Origin of the sequence: Collinsella tanakaei, assembly GCF_021531055.1 — a bacterium.
Lineage (GTDB): Bacteria > Actinomycetota > Coriobacteriia > Coriobacteriales > Coriobacteriaceae > Collinsella > Collinsella tanakaei_B.
This window is the reverse complement of record NZ_JADYTL010000009.1, coordinates 1-18,359: the sequence shown is the minus strand read 5'-3', so window position 1 is coordinate 18,359 and position 18,359 is coordinate 1. Positions and strand designations below refer to the sequence as shown.

Sequence of the window (18,359 nt, the reverse complement as noted above, 5' to 3'; positions counted from 1 at the left end):
ACGTTGCGCTGCAAACGGGTTGAAACGAACACGTCCCCAACCAACCCCTCCGGCCAACCCATGGAAAAGCGCCCGTTCCGGTAGATCGGAACGGGCGCTTCGCGTTTCGCATGCGATGGGGCGCGGGGGCGGGCCTTATGCCTCGTCGTCCGTGGATGGCTCCGGTTCGGTGGTTTCCTCCTCGTCGGCCTCGCTCCATGCGACCGTCACGGTCACGGTGGAGCCGGGGGCGGCCGACGTCGGGTCCCAGCTGATCACGTAATCGGGTTCCACGCCGGCGCTTGCGCCGTCGGCGTACTCGAAGGAAGGGGTGAACCCGGCCGCCTCGAGCTCATGCTGCGCTTCCGACTTGGTAAGGCCGCTCAGATCGGGCACATCGGTCTCCTGGGTGCTCGGATCGGGGCCGTTGGAGACGATGACGGTGATCGTCGCGCCGGGCGCCTGCTGGCCGCTCGGATCCCAGCGGATGACGTAGCCCTCTTCGACGGTGTCGCTGTATTCGTACTCCACGCTCACGCCGAAGCTGGACGACAGCTCATCGCGCGCCTCGCTTTCGGTGAGGCCGGTCAGGTCGGGCACACCGATGGTGTCGGGACCGGTGGAGACGGTGAAGTCGACAGTGCTGCCCACCTCGACCTCCTCGCCGGCCTTGGGGCTCTGATCGAGGATGGTGCCCTTGTCGGAATCGTCGGCCTCCTCGGTGGCGTTGGGCTCAAGGCCTGCTGCGCGGATCAGGCGCTCGGCCTCGGCCTTGCTCGTGGCCTCGGAGAGGTCGGGCACCTCGGTGGTCTCCGCCGGCTCCTCGCCCTGTGAGATCACGATGTCGATCTTGGAGTTTTCCGTCGCCATGGCGCTTTCATCCTCGTTCTGCGTGGGATGCTGCTCCATGACCTGGCCCTCGGGGTACTCATCGCTGTAGCCCTGGGTGACCTCGCCCACCTCGAAGCCCGCATTCTCGATGGTGTCGACGGCGGTCTGCTGGTCGAGACCGACCACGTTGGGCACCGGGATCATCTTGGCGGGGGCGAACAGGCCGGACACCGCGAAGATGGCGATGGCCACCACGGCGATCACCGCGACGGCGATGCCGGCGATCTTGCCCTTGCTCATGCCGTCGTGCTTGTTCTCGTACGTGCTCGAGTCGAGCTGACCGGCGGCGGTGCGCGCCGCCGTGTTGACGGCCGCGGCTCCGCCGACCGGACGGGCCATGGCCTGCGTCTGCTCGCTCATCACGCGTGTGGCGGTCGCACCGGTGCCGGCGGCAGCGGCCGTGCCGATCACACGCGTCGGCTCGGGTACGTCGACCGTGCGGCCGGCGAGATAGCTGTTGAGCACGCGACGCAGCTCGTCGGCGGTCTGGAAACGGTCGGCGGGGTCCTTCTCCATGCACTTGAGGATGATCCGCTCGAGATCGCCGTCCACGCCGGGATTGATTTGCGAAGGCGGAACCGGCAGCTCGTTGACCTGCTTCAGGGCGACGGAGATGGCGTCGTCGCCGTCGAAGGGAACCTGGCCGGTGGCGCATTCGTACATGACCACGCCGAGCGAGTAGATGTCGGAGGTGGGTCCGAGCTCCTGGCCGCGGGTCTGCTCCGGCGAGACGTAGTGGGCGGTGCCCAGCACGTTGTTGTCCTGGGTGAGGTGGCTGTTCTTGGCGCGTGCGATGCCGAAGTCCATCACCTTGATGTTGCCGTCGGGCTGCACCATGATGTTTTGCGGCTTGATGTCGCGATGCACGATCTCGTGCTTGTGGGCGACGGACAGGGCGCCGCAGATCTGGGCGCCGATCTGCGCGACCTTCTTGGGGTCGAGCGCGCCGTGGCTGCGTATGCCGCTCTTAAGATCGGTGCCGCGCAGGTACTCCATGACGATGTAATACGTGTCGCCGTCCTTGCCCCAGTCATAGACGCCCACGATGTAGGGGCTCTGCAGGCCTGCCGCCGCCTGTGCCTCCTGCTTGAAGCGCGCGGCGAAGGTCGGGTCGCCCGCATACTGCGGCAGCATGATCTTGACCGCCACCGTGCGGTCGAGCACCTGGTCGGTCGCGCGGTAGACCGATGCCATGCCGCCTGCTCCGACCCTGTCTTTGAGGAGGTACCGTCCTCCCAACACCGTTTGCTGCTCAGCCATCTCTCGTTACTCCTCACACATCATATGCACGTTGTGCACGGTATCACATTCAGCGGTCGTCTGCGGACGCGGTTGATCGGACGTTGCCGGACCATGTCCGCGGACGATACGGATTCGCGCGGGGCGCGTCGGGATCGGTCGCATCGCATCACGCTCCCTGCGCGGCGAGCGCGGCGCTCAGGACCTCGCTGGCGACCGCCGCCGCCGACTCGCTCTCGTAGCCGCTCCAGTCCTCGATCATGACCGAGATGGCCACGGTCGGGGTATCGAAGGGCGCGAAGCCCACGAACGCGGTGTTGGTCTGCGAATCGGAGACCTCGGCGGAGCCGGTCTTGCCGGCGACCTGCACGCCGTCGACCGACGCGTAGCTGCCGCTGCCCTCCTCGACGACCTCGAGCATGGCCTCCTTGACATCTTCGGCGACGTCGGTGCTCACGGCCTGTCCGAGCGAGTGGGACTGCGTGGTGCTCACGACGGTGCCGGTGGGCGACAGGATCTGCGAGACCACGTAGGGCTGCATGGCCAGACCGTTGTTTGCGATTGCGGCGACCATCACGGCGTTCTCCATGACGGTCGTCTGCGGACCGGCGGTGTGGCCCTGGCCGACCGGCTGGCCGGCGCCCGCCCATGCGAGTTCCCATTCGGTCATCTCGGATGGGTCGGCCATGATCGAATCGGCGCAGGAGAAGTCCAAGCCGAGCGACTGGCCGTAGCCGAAGGCGCGGGCGTACTGCACGAGGCGGTCGGCACCCAGCTCGTTTGCCACCTCGCCGAACACGACGTTGGACGAGTAGGCGAAGGCCATGTCGAGACTCAGGGTGCCGAAGTCGGTGTTGTCGATATTGGTGATGGGCGCGCCGCCGATCTCGACGGACGAGGGGGACTCGTAGTAGTCGTCCAGGCTCGCGGTGCCCGAGTCCAGGGCCGCCGCCAGCGTGACGACCTTGAACGTCGAGCCCGGCGTGTAGAGCGCCTGCGTGGCACGATCGAGCAGCGGCGCGTCGCCGTCGTCCTCGACGCCCATGAGCGAGGAGATGTCGGAGTTGTCGAACGTGGGCGCGCTGGCCTTGGCGAGTACGGCACCGGTGCGCGGGTCGAGCACCACGATGGCGCCCTTCTTGCCCGCGAGCGCCTGTTCGGCCGCCGCCTGGATGCGCGAGTTGATGGTGAGCTGCACGGAGTTGCCCGGCTGCGTGCGGCCCGCCAGCGAGTTGATCGCGTTTTGCCAGCTCGAGTAATCCTGCGAGCCGGTGAGCGTCTCGTTTTGCGAGGCCTCGATGCCGGTGGCGCCGTACTGCGTGGACAGGTAGCCCACCGTGTGCGCCGCGAGGTTGCCGTTGGGGTAGGAGCGCACGTAGGTGCCGTCCTCCTGCTGCAGCGACTCGGCGAGCGTGACGCCGTCGGAGGTGATGATGGAGCCGCGCTGGACGTAGGCGGCCTTGGCGATGGTGTGGTTGTTGTTGGGCATCTCCTGGTAATCCTTGGCCTTGATGACCTGGATGTAGGTGAGGTTACCGATCAGCACGGCGAACAGGCCGGTGAACAGGACGACCTCGCGCGTGAGGCGTTTGGCGAGCGCCACGCGGCCCAAGACGCCGGACTCGGGCGTGTCGAGCAGGCGACGGCGCACGCGGGAACCGGGACGGGCATGGCTCGGTGCCATGTGGGAGGCGTGGGGGCCCGAGGCGCCGAAGATACGCGTGCCGACCTTGCTGCGGCCGATGACACCCGCCTCGGGCGCGACCGGGGCCATGCCGTCCGTGCCGGAGCCGACGAGCTCCACCGTGCGGCCCGTGGCCTCGTCGCCGGCGCGCATGAGCAGCGCGACGATGATGAAGCTCGACAGCAGCGACGAGCCGCCCTGGCTCATGAAGGGTAGGGTCACGCCGGTCAGCGGGATCAGGCGGGTGACACCGCCCACGATCAGGAACGCCTGGAACGAGATGGAGGCGGTAAGGCCGCTCGCCACGAAGGCAGCGAGGTCGGACTTGGCGCGCGCCGCCACGGTGAGGCCGCGCACGGCGAACAGCATGAAGCCGAGCAGGACGGCGGAGCCGCCGAGCAGGCCGAGCTCCTCGCCGATCGCCGAGAAGATGAAGTCGCTCTCCACGACCGGGATGATGGTGGACATGCCGCGGCCGATGCCCACGCCCACCAGACCGCCGTCGGCAAGCGTGAACAACGATTGCACGAGCTGGTAACCGTCGCCTTGCGGGTCGGCGAACGGATCGAGCCAGATGTTGAAGCGCACTTGCACGTGGCCCATGATCTGGTACATGGCAAAGCCGCCGAGTATCAGCAGGACCATGCCGATGATCACGTAGGACACGCGGCCGGTCGCCACGTAGAGCATCATGAGGAAGACGGTATAGAACAGAAGCGCGCTGCCCAGGTCGCGTTCGAAGGCGACGATGGCCATGCAGATGCCCCACACCACGAACAGCGGCATGAGCAGGCGCAGGCGCGGGATCTTGAGGCCCAGGATGCTGTGGTTGGAGATGGAGAGCAGCTCACGGTTCTCGGACAGGTAGCCCGCCAGGAACAGCACGAGGAAGATCTTGGCGAACTCACCGGGCTGGAAGCGGCCGATGCCCGGGATCGTCACCCACAGCTTGGAGCCGTAGGCCTCGGTGCCGATGAACATGGGCAGCACGAGCAGCAGGATGCCGAGGATGCCGAAGGTGTACTTGTAGCGTTTGACCACGTCGAGGTTCTTGACGAACACGAGCGTGAGCGCCATGAGCACGATGGAGCCGAACAGGATCATGAGCTGGTTCATGGCCAGCTCGGGCGCCAAGCGCGTCACGAACGTGATGCCGATGCCCGACAGCAGGAACACGACCGGCAGGATCGCCGGGTCGGCGCCCGGCGCGAAGAAGCGCGCGGCGATGTGGGCCGCCGTGAACGCGGCGAACAGGCCAAGCGGCACGGCGAGCGTGGTGAAGCTCAGCTCCGCGCCGGTGTTGACGACGTACATCGCGTACAGCAAGATCACGGGGAACGCGGCTGCGACGAGCAGGAAGAGTTCGGTATTGCGGCGACTGCCCATCATGCGCCTCCTTCTTGGGTCTGGGTTTGCGGGGTCTGCGACGATTCGGGGTTGCTCTGCCTCGAATCGGTATCGGGCGGGTCGGAGCGGTCCGCGCCTGCCTCATCGACGTCCTCGGCGCTCTCGCGGATCGCCTCGGCGTTGGCCGCTTGGGCCTCCTTGGCCTCGGTGATCTGGTTGCGGTAGTCCGAAAGCGTCGCCCATGCCTCGTCGAGGCTCGACTGGGAGATGCCCTCCGCCAGGCGGTTGCGCGTGTCCTCGGGCAGGTCGGAAAGCTCGATGGAGGTCTCCTCCTCGACCGCGTGCAGGTCGATGCCCAGAACGCGCGCGGGGATGCCGCGGTAGACGGCGACCGTGTCGCCGTAGACGCCCAGGTATACGGAGTTGCCGATGGTGAAAGCGAGGAACGCCGCGCACAGTGCGAGCCCGACGGCGATGGCCGCCAGGGCGATGATGAGGTTGCGACGGTGCGTGCGCACGACCTGCCGGAGGCGCACGTCCTCCACGAGGTCGACGACCACGACCGACACGTTGTCCGCGCCGCCTGCGGCCAGCGCCGCGTCGACGAGGTTGTCGGTGCACATCTGGGCGGTGGACGACTGCACGGCGATCTGCTCGATGTCGTTGTCCTGGATCATGGACGACAGACCGTCCGAGCACAGGATGAGGCGATCGCCCTCGTCGATGTTGAGCTGGAAGTGGTCGGCGTACATGGAGGGGTCCGAGCCCAGCGCGCGGGTGATGACCGAGCGGTTGGGGTGGACGCGCGCCTCGTCGGCGGTGATCTCGCCGGCGTCGACGAGCTCCTCGACGTAGGAGTGGTCGCGCGTGATGCGCGTGAGCACACCGTCGTGCAGCAGGTAGGCACGGGAGTCGCCCACGTGCGCGATGGCGACGATGTTGTCCTGGATGTAGGCGACCGTCGCCGTGCAGCCCATGCCGGGGCGTCCGATGCCTGCGGCCGCCGCCTCGATGATGGCGGCGTTGGCGGCCTCGACGGCCGCGGCGAGCGCGGTGGCGTCGGCCGTGGCCGGGGCGGCCTTGGCGATGGTCTCGACGGCGATGGAGCTCGCCACCTCGCCGGCGGCGTGGCCGCCCATGCCGTCGCAGACGGCGAACAGCGGCGAGGCGACCAGGTAGGAATCCTCGTTGTGTGCGCGCACGCAGCCCACATCGGAGCGGGCACCCCACATGAGCGTGGTCGTGGTGCCTGCGTCGTAGGTCGAATCGGTCGCCACGCGGTCGTCGGTGATCGGCGCGAAGCTCTGCGTGGTGCCCGGGTCCTTGAGCTTGGCTTCCACCTGCGTCACGTCGATCTCGGCGGTGTCGCCGGGCTCGAACGTGTCGGCGGACGCGGCCTCGGCGGCTGCCGCGGTTGCGGCTGCGGCTTCGGCGGCGGCGATGTCGGTCGGGTCGGGCAAAGGACCGGTGTCCTGGTTGCCCAGGTAGTCGTCATCGGGCGTCGGGCCCTCGTCGTCGGGGTAGTGGGGGAGCTGCCAGTCGGGCGCGGCGTGCGCCGGTGCATCGGCGACGGGCACCTCGGGCGCGCTGTCCGCAGGGGCGTCCGGCTGCGCCAGGTGTGCGGCCTCGAAGGCCTCGCCGGGGGCGGGCTCGGCGAAGTGCGCCGGGGCGGACGTGCCGGCTGCCGGCGCATCGGTTGTATATGGCGAATCGGGCGCATCGTGCCCCTCGAGCTCCAGGACCGGTTGCGGTGTGAGCTCCGAGATGGACGATGCGTCCGATGTGCGTGCGTCCTCGGACGGATATGAGAAGGGTCGCTTCTCCTCGGTCATCGGCGATTCACTTTCATGACGACGTCGCCGATCTGGACCTCGTCACCCTCGCGCAGCGTGGCGGGCTCGGCGAGCGGTCGGCCGTTGACGAGCGTGCCGTTGAGCGAGTTGAGGTCCTCGATGACGAGCGCCGGGCCCTGCAGCGAGAAACGCGCGTGCGAGGCCGAGACGAACGGCTCGTTGATGCAGATGTCGGAGCTCGGCGAGCGGCCGACGATGACCGGGCCGAGCATGTCCACATGGATGCCGCGGATGCCGCGCGGACCCTTGTCCACGTCGATGGTCCAGATCGCCGAGTCGCGGCGCTGACCGCGCACGAGACCGACGCCGGTCTTCATGACGGCGAACAGGAAGATGTAGAGCAGGACGACGAGAACGATGCGGCCTGCGAACAGGATGAGATCGATCATGTACGGATCAGCCCCTGAACTCGAAGGTGGAAAGGCCGAAGGTCAGAAGATCGCCGTCGCGTAGCGGGCAGCGCGTGATGCGGCGGTTGTTGACGAGGGTTCCATTGGTGGAGTTGAGGTCCTCGATGGTCCAGTCCGAGCCGGTGTAGGTGAGCTCGGCGTGGCGACGCGAGACGTTGGGGTCGCGCAGCACCACGTCGGCGGCGGCGCGCTCGCGGCCCACGGTGCAGCGCGTCTGGACGATGTCGAGCACGTCGCCGGTGACGACGTCCACGAGCTGCGCCAGGGGAGCGGCGGGCTGGGGCTGGGGCTGGCGGGTGCCGGCCATGCGGGAGGCGACGCTCGATGCGGCCCCGGCGGCGCCCATGGCGGCCATCGCGTCGCGCGTGATGGTCTTGGGCACGGGGATCGGCGTGGCGAAGTCGTCCGCGCTCGGCGCGAACGGATCGGGCGCGGCCTCGGCGCGCGCGGGCACGCTCATGCGCGGCTGCGGCGCGGGGCGCGGGTTCACCACGTTCATCTGGCCGGACAGGCCCTTCTGGTAGGCGCGCTCCTCCTCGTAGAGCCTGCCCAGGGTGGGGGCGTCGACGTTCTCGGCGAACACCGAGAACTTGCCGCTTTTGAGCGACGGGTCGATCATGAAGCGGACGAGGGGCTCGCCGACGAACACGTAGCGCTTCTTCTCGGCGCTCGCGCGGACGAACTCGCTGACCTCGCGCGTGAGCTGCGGGTAGTACGGGGCCATGAGCGGATCGTCGTCGCTGGAGATCAAGATGGTGTACAGGGCCGGCGCGGTGTTGACGCCATCGACCACGAGGGTCTGGTCCTCCATCTCATGCGCGGCCTGCTTGGCCAGCTTTTTGAACGAGAACGGGGCGCGCGCGGCGCCGAAGATACCCGCCACGTGGTCCTCGAAGGTGCCCAGGAAGTTCACGAACGATCACACTCCGGTTGTATGTTTTCTATAACCGAACAGATACACATAGATGCAGAGCATTATAGAGGAAGCGATGCCCACGCCGACCGCGGTGGCGATCAGCAGGGTGGGTAACGTGGCAATTTCCATAGGGTGTGCAAGACACAGCAGCGCGATCGAGGCCGCGATGGGCAGCGCGTATGCGAGCGCGTAGGCCCCAGCACCCCGGCCGTCGAGATAGCGCGACCATGCCCAGGCCATGACGGCGGAGATCCCCCACGCGACGAGCGACCAGCCGATCGCGGGGATCAGAAAGTCCAAGCTCGCGAGGGCTGTCGCCGCGGCTTCGAAGGGCAGCGCCCCCGCGGCGGCGCACGCCGCGCGCAGCAGTTGGCCCAGCACGAGGCCGACACCCACCGACGAGGGCGCGGCGGCGCCACAGGTCGTGCAGCCGGCGAGTGCGGCGGCCAGCGGGGCGGCGAGCATGGCGTCGCCGAGGGTGGCCTCGAGGGCGCAGGCGAGCGTCAGGCAGGCCGACGCCTGCGGGTCCGTGCGGCCCCAGACGAGCCACCAGGCGCTGCCGACGGCAGCGGCGAGTGCGCCGACGGGAAGCATGGGCAACAGCGGGGTGGCGCCGACGATCGTCACCAAAAAGCCGGTGAAGATAAGCGCGCTTCCCAGCTGCGGGGCCACGCCGGCGGCGAGTCCGATCGCCAGCGCCGCGGCGATGCGGCCCGCGGCGGTGACAAGACCGGTGGCGCCCAGCAGCACCCAGCAGCAGACGGCGACCGAGGAGGCGGCGACGAGCGCGGCGAGCGCATCGCGGGCGTAGTCGGTGCGGCTGCCCAGGTAGCCTTCGGCCGGGTCGAGCTCCCAGGTGCGCTCGGCGCGCGTGGGCTGCTCGGCGTCGATATCGTCCATGTCGTCGGAGGTGAGCCGGGCGATGATGGCGGCCAGGCTCCGCTTGCCCTCGCGGGCGTTGCCGAGTTCGGCGCAGAACAGCTCGCCGAACGCCGCGATGCTCACAGGGCGCATCGCCGGGTCGGGCGAGAGGGCCGCGAGCAGGGCCTCCTCGGCGCTCGGCGGGATGTCGGGCAACAGGTCGCTCGGGTAGAGCACGCCTTGGTCGATGCGGGCCTCGGAGTCGGCGGGGGTGCCCGCGCGGAAGGGCGCGGTGCCGCAGAGGGCCTCGTACAGGACGCAGGCGAGCGCGAACACGTCGGTGCGCGCGTCCACCAGGTCGCCCCGCAGCTGCTCGGGCGGCATGTAGCCGATGGTGCCGCCCCGCGCCCCGCCGAAGCCCGCGGCGCTCGTGAGCGTCGCCATGCCGAAGTCGGCGAGCTTGACGTGGCCGTTGCGGTCGATGAGGACGTTGGCCGGCTTGATGTCCAGGTGCAGCACGCCGTTCTCGTGCGCGAAGGAGAGGGCCTGGACGAGCGCGTCGGCGATGGTGGCCGCCTCGTCGAACGTGAGCGAGTGGCCCTCGACCCCGGTGAGGAACTCCTCGAGGTTCATGCCGTCCACGTACTCCATGACTAGGTAGGCGTACGAGGCGTCGTAGGTGAAATCGATGACCGAGACGATGTTGGGATGCGACAGCAGGCTCGCGGTGCGCGCCTCGGCCAGCGCCGCCGCGGTGGTCTCGGCCGGGGTGATGCCGGCGGCGTCGGGGGAGACCAGCGGGATGCGCTTGATGGCGACGCGGCGCTGCAGCCGCGCGTCCAGGCAGATCTCGACCATGCCGAAGCCGCCGCTGGTGTTGGTCTCCAGCGGTCGATAGCGCTTGAGCAGGTGCGCCGCGGTGGCGCCGGCATCGGGGATGCGGGCGCGCTGCGCTGCGTGTTCCTGCGGGCTCATGACCCGCGTGCGCATGTGTGACGGAAAGAGCGGCATGATGGTCCTTGTGCGTTTGTGCTGCGTGTGATCCATGCGTTTCCTCGCATTTTATCACGCTGGCGGTTTTCGGTTGTGGCGAGGCCGTGCTGTGACAAGATTGGACCGACAAGATGGTGCCAGGCCCAATCTGACAAGATGGTGCCAGGTCCAATCTTGTCGCCGACAAGATGGGACAAGATGGTGCCAGGTCCGATCTTGTCGCCAACGTATCGGGGAGGGGATTCGCATGACTGATCAGGAGCGGTTGGCCGCCTTCGAGGCGTTCGCCGACGATACACGCGCCGAACTCGCGGAGATCAACGCGCGGATGGAGGAGCTCCGTGCTCAAAACAAGGTGAAGACCGCGACCTACCGCCAGCTGTTCGCCGCCCGGATCACGCTCAAGGACATCGACCGGCGCCTTTCCGACCACGGTCTGTAGCCGGCGCGAACGAGCGCCTGGCGTTTTTTCGCAGGGGGCGCTGCGCGGAGCCGCGGGCGCTTCGGTTGCCGTCAGCGGGTATCATAGGCTCTATCGAATCGACGTGAGGAACGATGCCCATGGAGTCCTTGTATAGAAAGTACCGCCCGCTGACCTTCGACAGCGTGGTCGGCCAGCAGCATATCGTCTCGACCCTTGAGCACGCCGTGACCGAGGGGCGCCTGTCGCACGCGTACCTGTTCTGCGGTCCGCGCGGCACGGGCAAGACCACCATGGCGCGCATCTTGGCCAAGGCGCTGCTGTGCGAGCACGCCGACGCCGCGCGGGCGCAGGGCGCCTCGGGCTGCATGCCGGACGGGACCTGCCCGGAGTGCGAGGCGATCGCCGAGGGCACGCATCCGGACGTCTACGAGCTCGACGCCGCGTCGCGCACGGGCGTCGACAACGTGCGCGAGGAGATCATCAGCTCGGTGAGCTTCGCCCCGGTGCGCGGCGCCTACAAGGTCTACATCATCGACGAGGTCCACATGCTCACGGCCGCGGCGTTCAACGCGCTGCTCAAGACGCTCGAGGAGCCGCCGAGCCACGTGGTCTTCATCCTGTGCACCACCGACCCGCAGAAGATCCTCGAGACCATCTTGTCGCGCTGCCAGCGCTTCGACTTCCACCGCATCTCCAACGACGACATCGTGGGCCGGCTGCGCTACATCTGCGAGCAGGAGCACTTCGACGCCGACGACGAGGCGCTCGAGATCGTGGCTCGCCATGCCCGCGGCGGCATGCGCGACGCCCTGTCGACGCTCGAGCAGCTCTCGGTGTTCGGCGACGGCGCGATTCGCGTGTCCGACGCGCGTTCGCTGCTCGGCGAGGTGTCGGGCACGGTGCTCGGCGAGTTCTCGCGCGCGATCGCCGCACGCGACGTCGTGTCGCTGTTCGGCGCCATCCGCACGCAGGTGGACGAGGGCAACGACCTGCTCGAGCTCGCGCGCGACCTGGTGGCGCATATGCGCGACGTGTACACGGCCTGCGTGGCCGGCGGCAACCCCGAGCTGTTCGACGGCACGCCCGACGAGGTGGCGGCGCTGGTGGACGAAGCCTCGGCGTTCGAGGGCGCGCAACGTCTGGCGCGCGTGCTCACCGTGCTCGACGATGCGGTGATCGAGATGCGCGGCGCCTCCGACCCCCGCCTGGTGCTCGAGATCGCCTGCACGCGCCTGGCACGTCCCGAGTCCGATCTGACGCTCGAGGCGCTGGCCGAGCGGCTCGACCGCCTGGAGGCGCAGATCGCCGCCGGTGTGCCGAGCGCGCCGCTCGACGCCGCGGGCGTGGCGGCCCTCACGGGGACCAAGCCGCGGCCTGCGGGACAGCGCGTGGCAGGCCAGGCTGGGTCGCGCGTCGAGGCCACCGGTCGCGCCGGTGCGGCTGCCCATGATGACGACTTGCCGTGGAACGTGCCGGCGGGTGCCCGTGCGCGCTCCGGCGGTGGGGCTGCCGCTCCGGCGGCTGCCGCGTCTGCCGCCGCGCCTGGTGTGGCCACGTCGCCTGCGGCGCAGGGCGGCTCGGCGGCTTCGGTGCGTCCGGCGCCCGAGCCCGAGGTGAAGGCGGCTGCGAGTGTGGCGCCTGCGGCTGCGGCCGGCGTGCGTCCCGCAACGGCCGATGCTGCACCGGCGAGGCCTCGCGCTGCGGCGCCTGAAGCTGCGAGGGAATCCGCTTCGGCGCCCACCTCGGCAGATGCCGTGCACGCCGATGGCGGTGCGGCCCGTTCTGCCGAGGATCGCTCGGAGGCTGGTGCTGAGCATGCCGATGTTCCGGCGGCCTCGCCGTCCGCGCGTCGCGAGGCGCCTTCTGCCGCCGAGGTCGCGGCTGCCGCTGCGCCGGCGACGCCCGCCGTCACCGATGCCGGTGAGCTGCAGCGCAAGTGGACCGAGGTGGTCAAGCGCGTGACGGCCGCGCAGGCGTCGCGCGGTGCGCTGCTCCAGTCGTCGCGCGCGCAGGCCGACGACGGGTCCCGCTTGGTCGTCGGGTTCCCCAAAGGGTCGAACTTCGCCATCAAGATGCTCGGCCGTCCCGATTCCCACGAGCTGATCATGCCGATCGTGTGCTCCGTGTTCGGGTCGCGCGTCGTGGAATACGTGATGGACGGCGGATCGCCGCGGCCTGCGAGCGGGTCGGGCGGCACCGGCGCTGCGGACGCCGCGCCCGCCGTGGCTGTTCCGGCGACGTCGCCTGCTGCGGCGCCCGCCGAGCCGCCTGCGCCCGTCGCGTCCGCTGGTCCTGCCGTGGAGCCCGTCGACGCTCCGGCGCCTGCGCAGGCGTCTGTGCCCGCGACGCACGATGCCCATGTCGTTGACGATTCGCAGGCCGATCCTGCTCCCAGGCAAGCTCGGTCGCAGGTCGCGGCGCCCGCGCCTTCGCAGGTGGCGTCTCCCGCCTCGCCTCAGGTCGTGCAGGGTGCGCCTGCTTCCTCGCCCGCGCTGTCGGCGCTCGCTGCGGCGCCTCATTCCGAGTCTGCCGAGCATCCGCAGGTCGACCACACGAGCGGTCCGACCGTGGTGCCCGAGCCCGATATCGATGCCGACCGTCGGGCGTGGGAGGACGAGCAGGTTCCCTACGACGATGCGACCATCGCCGACCTGACGGGGGAGGACTTGCCACCGCTCGATCTTCCGCAGGGGATGGCGTCTGCGATGCCGGCGCTCGCGCCCGCGCCAACGCGCGAGGCCGCCATGCCTGCCCAGGCGCCCGCGCCGACTGAGCCCGCCGCGTCTGGCGCGTCCTCGGTTTCAAAGCCCGCATCGCCTTCCGCTCCCGTGCCGAGCGCGCAGGCGGCGGCTCCCGCTTCGGTATCGCCATCCGCGGCGTCGAAGTCCGCTGCGGCGACTCCTGCCGGCGCCGCCCCGTGGGTGGGCGCGCCCACGCCCGCAGCCGACGAGACGCAGGTTCCGCAAAGCGAGGAAGAGGCCAAGGCGATGCTCAACAGCATTTTCGGCAACGTCGTCTTCAAGGATGCGTAGGCGACCGGCTGGTTCATAGAGGGCGGCTGCACGCCGTTTCTTGAGATTTCGACCGATGGCTTGAAGGCGGTTGCGCTGGGGTATACTCGAATCAGCGGCAAAGCCCGCACGGCACTGCGGGCGACGCTAAGGTGTTAGGGAGCTAGTTGCAGCTGGCTCCCTTTTTCATGTCGAATGTTCGCCGAACCTGCTGGCTTTTCCGTGGGAGCGCGCCAGGCGATGCGCGTCGACGACGCCCGTCATGGTACGATGCCGTGTGGAAAACGGACGCCCCGCGTCGCGCTGGCGATGCGGCAACGTGAAGGAGTGCCCCATGGCCGGAATGAATATGCAGCAGATGATGAAGCAGGCTCGCAAGATGCAGGAGCAGCTCGCGGTGGCGCAGGAGAACCTCGCGCAGACCACGGTCGACTCCAGCGCCGGCGGCGGCATGGTCAAGGTTACCGTCAACGGCGGCATGCAGCTCGAGTCCATCACCATCGATCCCGATGCGCTCGATCCCGAGGACATCGAGATGCTGCAGGATATGATCGTCGCCGCGGTCAACGACGGTATCCGTCAGGTGACCGAGCTCGCCAACAAGCAGATGGGCGCCATCACCGGCGGGCTGAACATCCCCGGCATGCCGTTCTAGGCTGTCGACAGAGAGGTGTGATGCGGGCGGTCGGCGCGTGCCGGTCGCCCGGTTTTTTGGATGACGGGACGGTGTTGGCGGCGCGAATGCGGCCGCCGGCGGATTCGCAGGTGAGGGTATGAGCGCGGATCGCAGTTTGCAGATTCTGTTGGACGAGCTGGGGCGTCTGCCGGGCATCGGGCCCAAGTCGGCGCAGCGCATCGCCTACTACCTGCTCGAGGCCGACGCTGAGGAGGCGCATCGGCTGGCCGACGCCATCGTCGCCGTCAAGGAGCAGGTGCATTTTTGCAGCCGGTGCTTTAACTATGCGACCGAGGACGAGTGCGCCATCTGCCAGGATGCCTCGCGCGACCATACGCGCATCTGCGTGGTGTCTGAGCCGCGCGACGTCTCGGCCATCGAGCGGACCGGCAGCTACCGCGGGCTCTACCATGTGCTCGGCGGCGTGATCAGCCCGATCGACAAGATCGGTCCGGAGCAGCTCCACGTGCGCGAGCTGCTGGCGCGCCTGGGCGCCGAGGATATCCAGGAGGTCATCATCGCCACGAACCCCAACATCGAGGGCGAGACGACGGCGAGCTACCTGGCGCGAACCATCAAGCCGCTCGGCGTGACCGTGAGCCGCCTGGCAAGCGGCCTGCCGGTGGGCGGCGACCTGGAATACGCCGACGAGCTGACGCTCGGCCGCGCCATCGAGGCCCGCCGCGCGCTGTAGGGACGGCGGGCGACCATCCGCGCCCCGCGCGACAAGTTTGTACCTGGCACCATCTTGTCGCGGGATGGGTTGGAGCGAACACGTCCCCAACGATCCGCTTCGCTCGCCGTTGTTAGACTTCGAAATCGTGTAGATCGATACCCATGCCCTCGGCCTTTTGGCAGATCTCGAACCCATCCATGTCCTCGATGTCCATGGTGTCAAGCAATGCGGCGGGGAAGCCGTTGAACGCTGCCGTGCCGGTGTAGTCGGTCAGGTAGTCGCGTAGCTTGTCGATGTCGATGGTTGCCATGGGTTGTCCTTTCTGTTGGAGAAGTTGCTATCCGCGTTTAGTGAAAGTATTGCTGAGAGCGATGGACGCGAGTAAGAGCGAGTTCCAAAAAGTCAGCAGAAGAACTCGCGAACGTTGTAAACCACTGCATCTATTGGTCGGATGCGTGAATAGTCTTTCCGATGCTCGTGCGGGTACACCGTGGGGCACTCCGTGTCGAGGCGTATACTGATTGCCGATTTGATATGCCGCTTGTGCGTATGATATCGGTAAATTGCAAAACGTCTGGCGCAGCATTCGAGCTCAACGGATTGTATTTTGGGGGAGCGATGAGGTCAGAAAACGAGACTATTCATTATCGTGCCCGGTTTGAGATTTACCCTAAGCGGGATGGTGTCGACATCTTGGGCGGTGTCGCGTCCATCATGCTCGAATGGTTTGCACGGAAGGAAAAGAATCTCGCTAAGCGCGATGCGGATGTTTTCTCGAAATCGCATCAGCTGAATGCCAAGATGGTTCGAACGCTTTTTTCTGAGGGAAGGCTTGAACTTCCCGACGGCTACGATGGCGGAGTTGGTCGGGTAGGAAGATCATCGATTTGCACCAAATCGATGATCGACGAGCAAGGAGAGCTGAAGTGCTGGGCCTTTGAATATGATGAGCCGGATGTTCGAGAGCGGTTTCGTCATTGGCACACCAGCGTAGGCGTTTCCAGAAAAACTGGCGAAAAGCGCTGCGTTGTCAATATAAGAATTACTTATTACATGATGCCCGGCTTTATCGGCAAGCCTCCTTCGACGCCCCCGAGCACGACCCCTCGTTTCGTGCGGAGCATCATCGAGGCGTCTGGTTGGGCTGTTTGTGTGGGAGATACCGAGGTATTGCACGAAGAGTGCTATCTTGACGCGAATAACTTCGGTCAGTTCAAGCAGAGCCTGCTTAGCACCTCTCGCATTTTGCCTTTGGTGCTCATTACTACGGATTACAAGGGTGCTACTGCCGTTTGGGATGCTAGCGAGCTCGCTCAAAAGGTTCTCGGTATGGCCAACGTTTATGTTTTCGATTGGCGTAATGAAGCCCTAAAGAAGCAGACTGTTTTTCAACTGTTTAGGAAAGGGACGCCAGCGTATCGTTATGGCTGTGCAACTGCAACGCTTCGCATCTATCAGCCCGGGGTCAATCTAGAGGATGGCGATGCGAGCGTTCGACACAGGTTTTTTAAAAAAGATTGGATCGACGAGCAGCGTTATGGAGACAAGGACGGGTTTGTCGAGACGCTCAGCAGAAGCCTCAGTAGAAGCTTCGTAACAGATGAGGATGATGTCGTCGATGTCCAAGATGTAAAACGAAAAGGGTACGAGCAACGTCTCAAAAGCCTCAACACGAGGATGGAGCATCTCCAGCAGCGCATGGAGCGCGCGCGTGAGGAGCAACGTGACCATACTCCGGCAAGGGATGCGGGGGACGAGATCAGTTACCTCAGGGAACAGCTTGAAGCGGTGCGACAGGATCGTGATGAGTGGTATAAACTTGCGGTCGAATACTCGGAGCAGGATTCCAGCGCTTCTGTGGAAGCAATCAATGCTGCAAAAATTGAGGCAGAGGCTGGGTTGCGGGAAGCCGAGGATCGTATTGCGGAAAAGGATTACCGCATCGATGCGCTTCAAACGGATTGCAACCAGTTGAGGAAAGAGTGCAACGGTTTGCGCCAAAGCGTCCATGTGATTACCTCCATCAAACATTTACCGACTACGCTTGTCGAAGAGCTGGACCTTGTTGAAAAACTGTGGCCATCGAAGGTTATCGTGCTTGACGAGGCGAGGAAATCTGCCGGCAACTTTACCGGGGATTTTGACGAGCAATGGCAGATTCTTTCGAGCATTCCGACGACGTTGTGGGATATCTACTTTGGCGAAAGTGTCCAAGGGGATATCTGTGAGCGATATCGTCAGGAAACCGGGTTTGAACTTGCTTTGACGGAAACCAAGCTGACCAAAGTGAACAACGCTCTTATGAGGGAGCGTGTGAGGCGGTATCGAGGTCAGGAGATCGATGTACGTCCTCACATTAAGGGGAGGAGCAAGAATCCTAAATATGCGTTCAGGGTTCATTATTATGTTGACCGTGAGCACAGGCTTATCGTGATCGGTCATTGCGGAGGCCATCTCACTACGTCTGGTACGCAAAGAATAAAATAAAACATGGCAAATTGGCAATGCTGACAGCGAAAGGCTATGTGAAAAGGGGCTATCGAATCTCATCTGGAGTCCAAAGCTGCAGAGGAGCGGAGGTGGCTGGCGTTGTTGAGAGATCCTGTCTCATCAAGCGGTGGATATCCGATAACGAGATCTTTTAGCTAGCTGGGTGTCGAAGTTGATGGGGCGGGCTCACGCAATATATCTTCTGTGTGATGATCGCACGTTACTCTGGTCAACCATTGCGTAAGTGAGTGTAGTGTCGATCTTGGCATGACCGAGCAATCGCTGAACCTGCTCGATCGGCATTCCTTTGTCGATGGCACGTGTTGCCAAGGTGCGCCTGAACTTATGCGGGTGCACGCGGTCCATTCCGAGTTCCTTGCCCAGCTTTCTAAGCCTGCTCTCTACTCCGCTGATACGGAGTCTGCGATGTGGCTTACACAGCGAAACGAACAAGGCGGGGGAGCTGTCATTTCTGGATGCAATGTAGTTCCGAAGATGGATTTTTGTTCGTGCATCAAAGTAGACTGGTCGCTCCTTGTTACCTTTGCCAAGAACAACGCATTCACGACGCTCAAAGTCTACGTCGGCTATATCAAGCTTGACCAGCTCGCCAACACGCATGCCGGTGGAGGCGAGAAGATCGATGATAGCGAGGTCTCTAAGCGTCTTCGCTCCGTCACGCATCTTTTCAAGCGACTCATCAGAATAGGTATCTTTGACGGTCCTGGTTGAGCGTATTTTCTTAATGCGGCGAATGGGGCTCTTGAGAATGTAGTCCTCATCTGAGTATTTGCCTCTTTTGATACCACCCATTATTTCGGCATGATACCGGCGGTATCGCGAACCGATACCGCCGGCGTCTCGAATGGGTACCGGAGACCCGCTTTCTACTCGGATCCGGCCCCCAGC

The 18,359-nt window shown here is 65.7% G+C and carries 13 protein-coding genes; 5 read left to right on the top strand and 8 right to left on the bottom strand.

Annotated elements, in window-relative coordinates; genetic code table 11:
* Positions 1–135: 135 nt before the first annotated feature.
* The 6 genes from pknB to I6E04_RS08675 form a co-directional block, all read right to left on the bottom strand.
* On the bottom strand, positions 136–2,130 hold the full coding sequence (gene pknB, locus I6E04_RS08700; protein WP_235422800.1) for a Stk1 family PASTA domain-containing Ser/Thr kinase: 1,995 nt from the start codon (positions 2,128–2,130) through the stop codon (positions 136–138).
* Positions 2,131–2,278: 148 nt separating this feature from the next.
* Positions 2,279–5,179 carry an FtsW/RodA/SpoVE family cell cycle protein gene (locus I6E04_RS08695; RefSeq protein WP_235422878.1) on the bottom strand — a complete coding sequence of 967 codons (2,901 nt, stop codon included), beginning with the start codon at positions 5,177–5,179 and terminating at the stop codon, positions 2,279–2,281.
* Positions 5,179–6,972 (bottom strand): Stp1/IreP family PP2C-type Ser/Thr phosphatase, encoded by a 1,794-nt coding sequence (locus I6E04_RS08690; RefSeq protein WP_235422799.1) that lies wholly within the window; start codon positions 6,970–6,972, stop codon positions 5,179–5,181. The genes I6E04_RS08695 and I6E04_RS08690 overlap by 1 nt, the downstream gene beginning before the upstream one ends.
* Positions 6,969–7,382, bottom strand: coding sequence for an FHA domain-containing protein (locus I6E04_RS08685; RefSeq protein WP_204559800.1), 414 nt, complete (start codon positions 7,380–7,382; stop codon positions 6,969–6,971). The genes I6E04_RS08690 and I6E04_RS08685 overlap by 4 nt, the downstream gene beginning before the upstream one ends.
* Before the next feature lie 7 nt (positions 7,383–7,389).
* Positions 7,390–8,316: an FhaA domain-containing protein gene (locus I6E04_RS08680; RefSeq protein ID WP_235422798.1), complete on the bottom strand. Its 927-nt coding sequence runs from the start codon at positions 8,314–8,316 to the stop codon at positions 7,390–7,392.
* A gap of 6 nt (positions 8,317–8,322) precedes the next feature.
* Positions 8,323–10,227, bottom strand: coding sequence for a serine/threonine-protein kinase (locus tag I6E04_RS08675; RefSeq protein ID WP_235422797.1), 1,905 nt, complete (start codon positions 10,225–10,227; stop codon positions 8,323–8,325).
* A 193-nt stretch (positions 10,228–10,420) separates the two neighbouring features.
* Between I6E04_RS08675 and I6E04_RS08670 the strand changes: the two genes are divergently transcribed.
* The 4 genes from I6E04_RS08670 to recR all read left to right on the top strand — a co-directional run bounded on the left by I6E04_RS08670 (position 10,421) and on the right by recR (position 14,978).
* Entirely contained in the window at positions 10,421–10,615 is a 195-nt protein-coding gene (locus tag I6E04_RS08670) for a hypothetical protein (protein WP_235422796.1), read from the top strand.
* Positions 10,616–10,734: 119 nt separating this feature from the next.
* The gene (gene dnaX / locus I6E04_RS08665) at positions 10,735–13,629 is read left to right on the top strand and encodes a DNA polymerase III subunit gamma/tau (protein WP_235422795.1); all 2,895 of its coding nucleotides are present in this window, start codon (positions 10,735–10,737) and stop codon (positions 13,627–13,629) included.
* Between the two features lie 313 nt (positions 13,630–13,942).
* Positions 13,943–14,263 (top strand): YbaB/EbfC family nucleoid-associated protein, encoded by a 321-nt coding sequence (locus I6E04_RS08660; protein WP_235422794.1) that lies wholly within the window; start codon positions 13,943–13,945, stop codon positions 14,261–14,263.
* A gap of 118 nt (positions 14,264–14,381) precedes the next feature.
* Positions 14,382–14,978 (top strand): recombination mediator RecR, encoded by a 597-nt coding sequence (gene recR / locus I6E04_RS08655; RefSeq protein WP_235422793.1) that lies wholly within the window; start codon positions 14,382–14,384, stop codon positions 14,976–14,978.
* 112 nt (positions 14,979–15,090) lie between these two features.
* Here recR and I6E04_RS08650 read toward each other — a convergent pair whose 3' ends face one another.
* Positions 15,091–15,270 carry a hypothetical protein gene (locus tag I6E04_RS08650; RefSeq protein WP_235422792.1) on the bottom strand — a complete coding sequence of 60 codons (180 nt, stop codon included), beginning with the start codon at positions 15,268–15,270 and terminating at the stop codon, positions 15,091–15,093.
* A 308-nt stretch (positions 15,271–15,578) separates the two neighbouring features.
* Here I6E04_RS08650 and I6E04_RS08645 point away from each other — a divergent pair, with 308 nt between their 5' ends.
* Positions 15,579–17,447, top strand: a complete 1,869-nt coding sequence (locus I6E04_RS08645; protein WP_235422791.1) for a hypothetical protein — start codon at positions 15,579–15,581, stop codon at positions 17,445–17,447.
* A 189-nt stretch (positions 17,448–17,636) separates the two neighbouring features.
* Here I6E04_RS08645 and I6E04_RS08640 read toward each other — a convergent pair.
* On the bottom strand, positions 17,637–18,359 hold a 723-nt coding region (locus I6E04_RS08640), incomplete at its 5' end, for a tyrosine-type recombinase/integrase (RefSeq protein ID WP_235422790.1).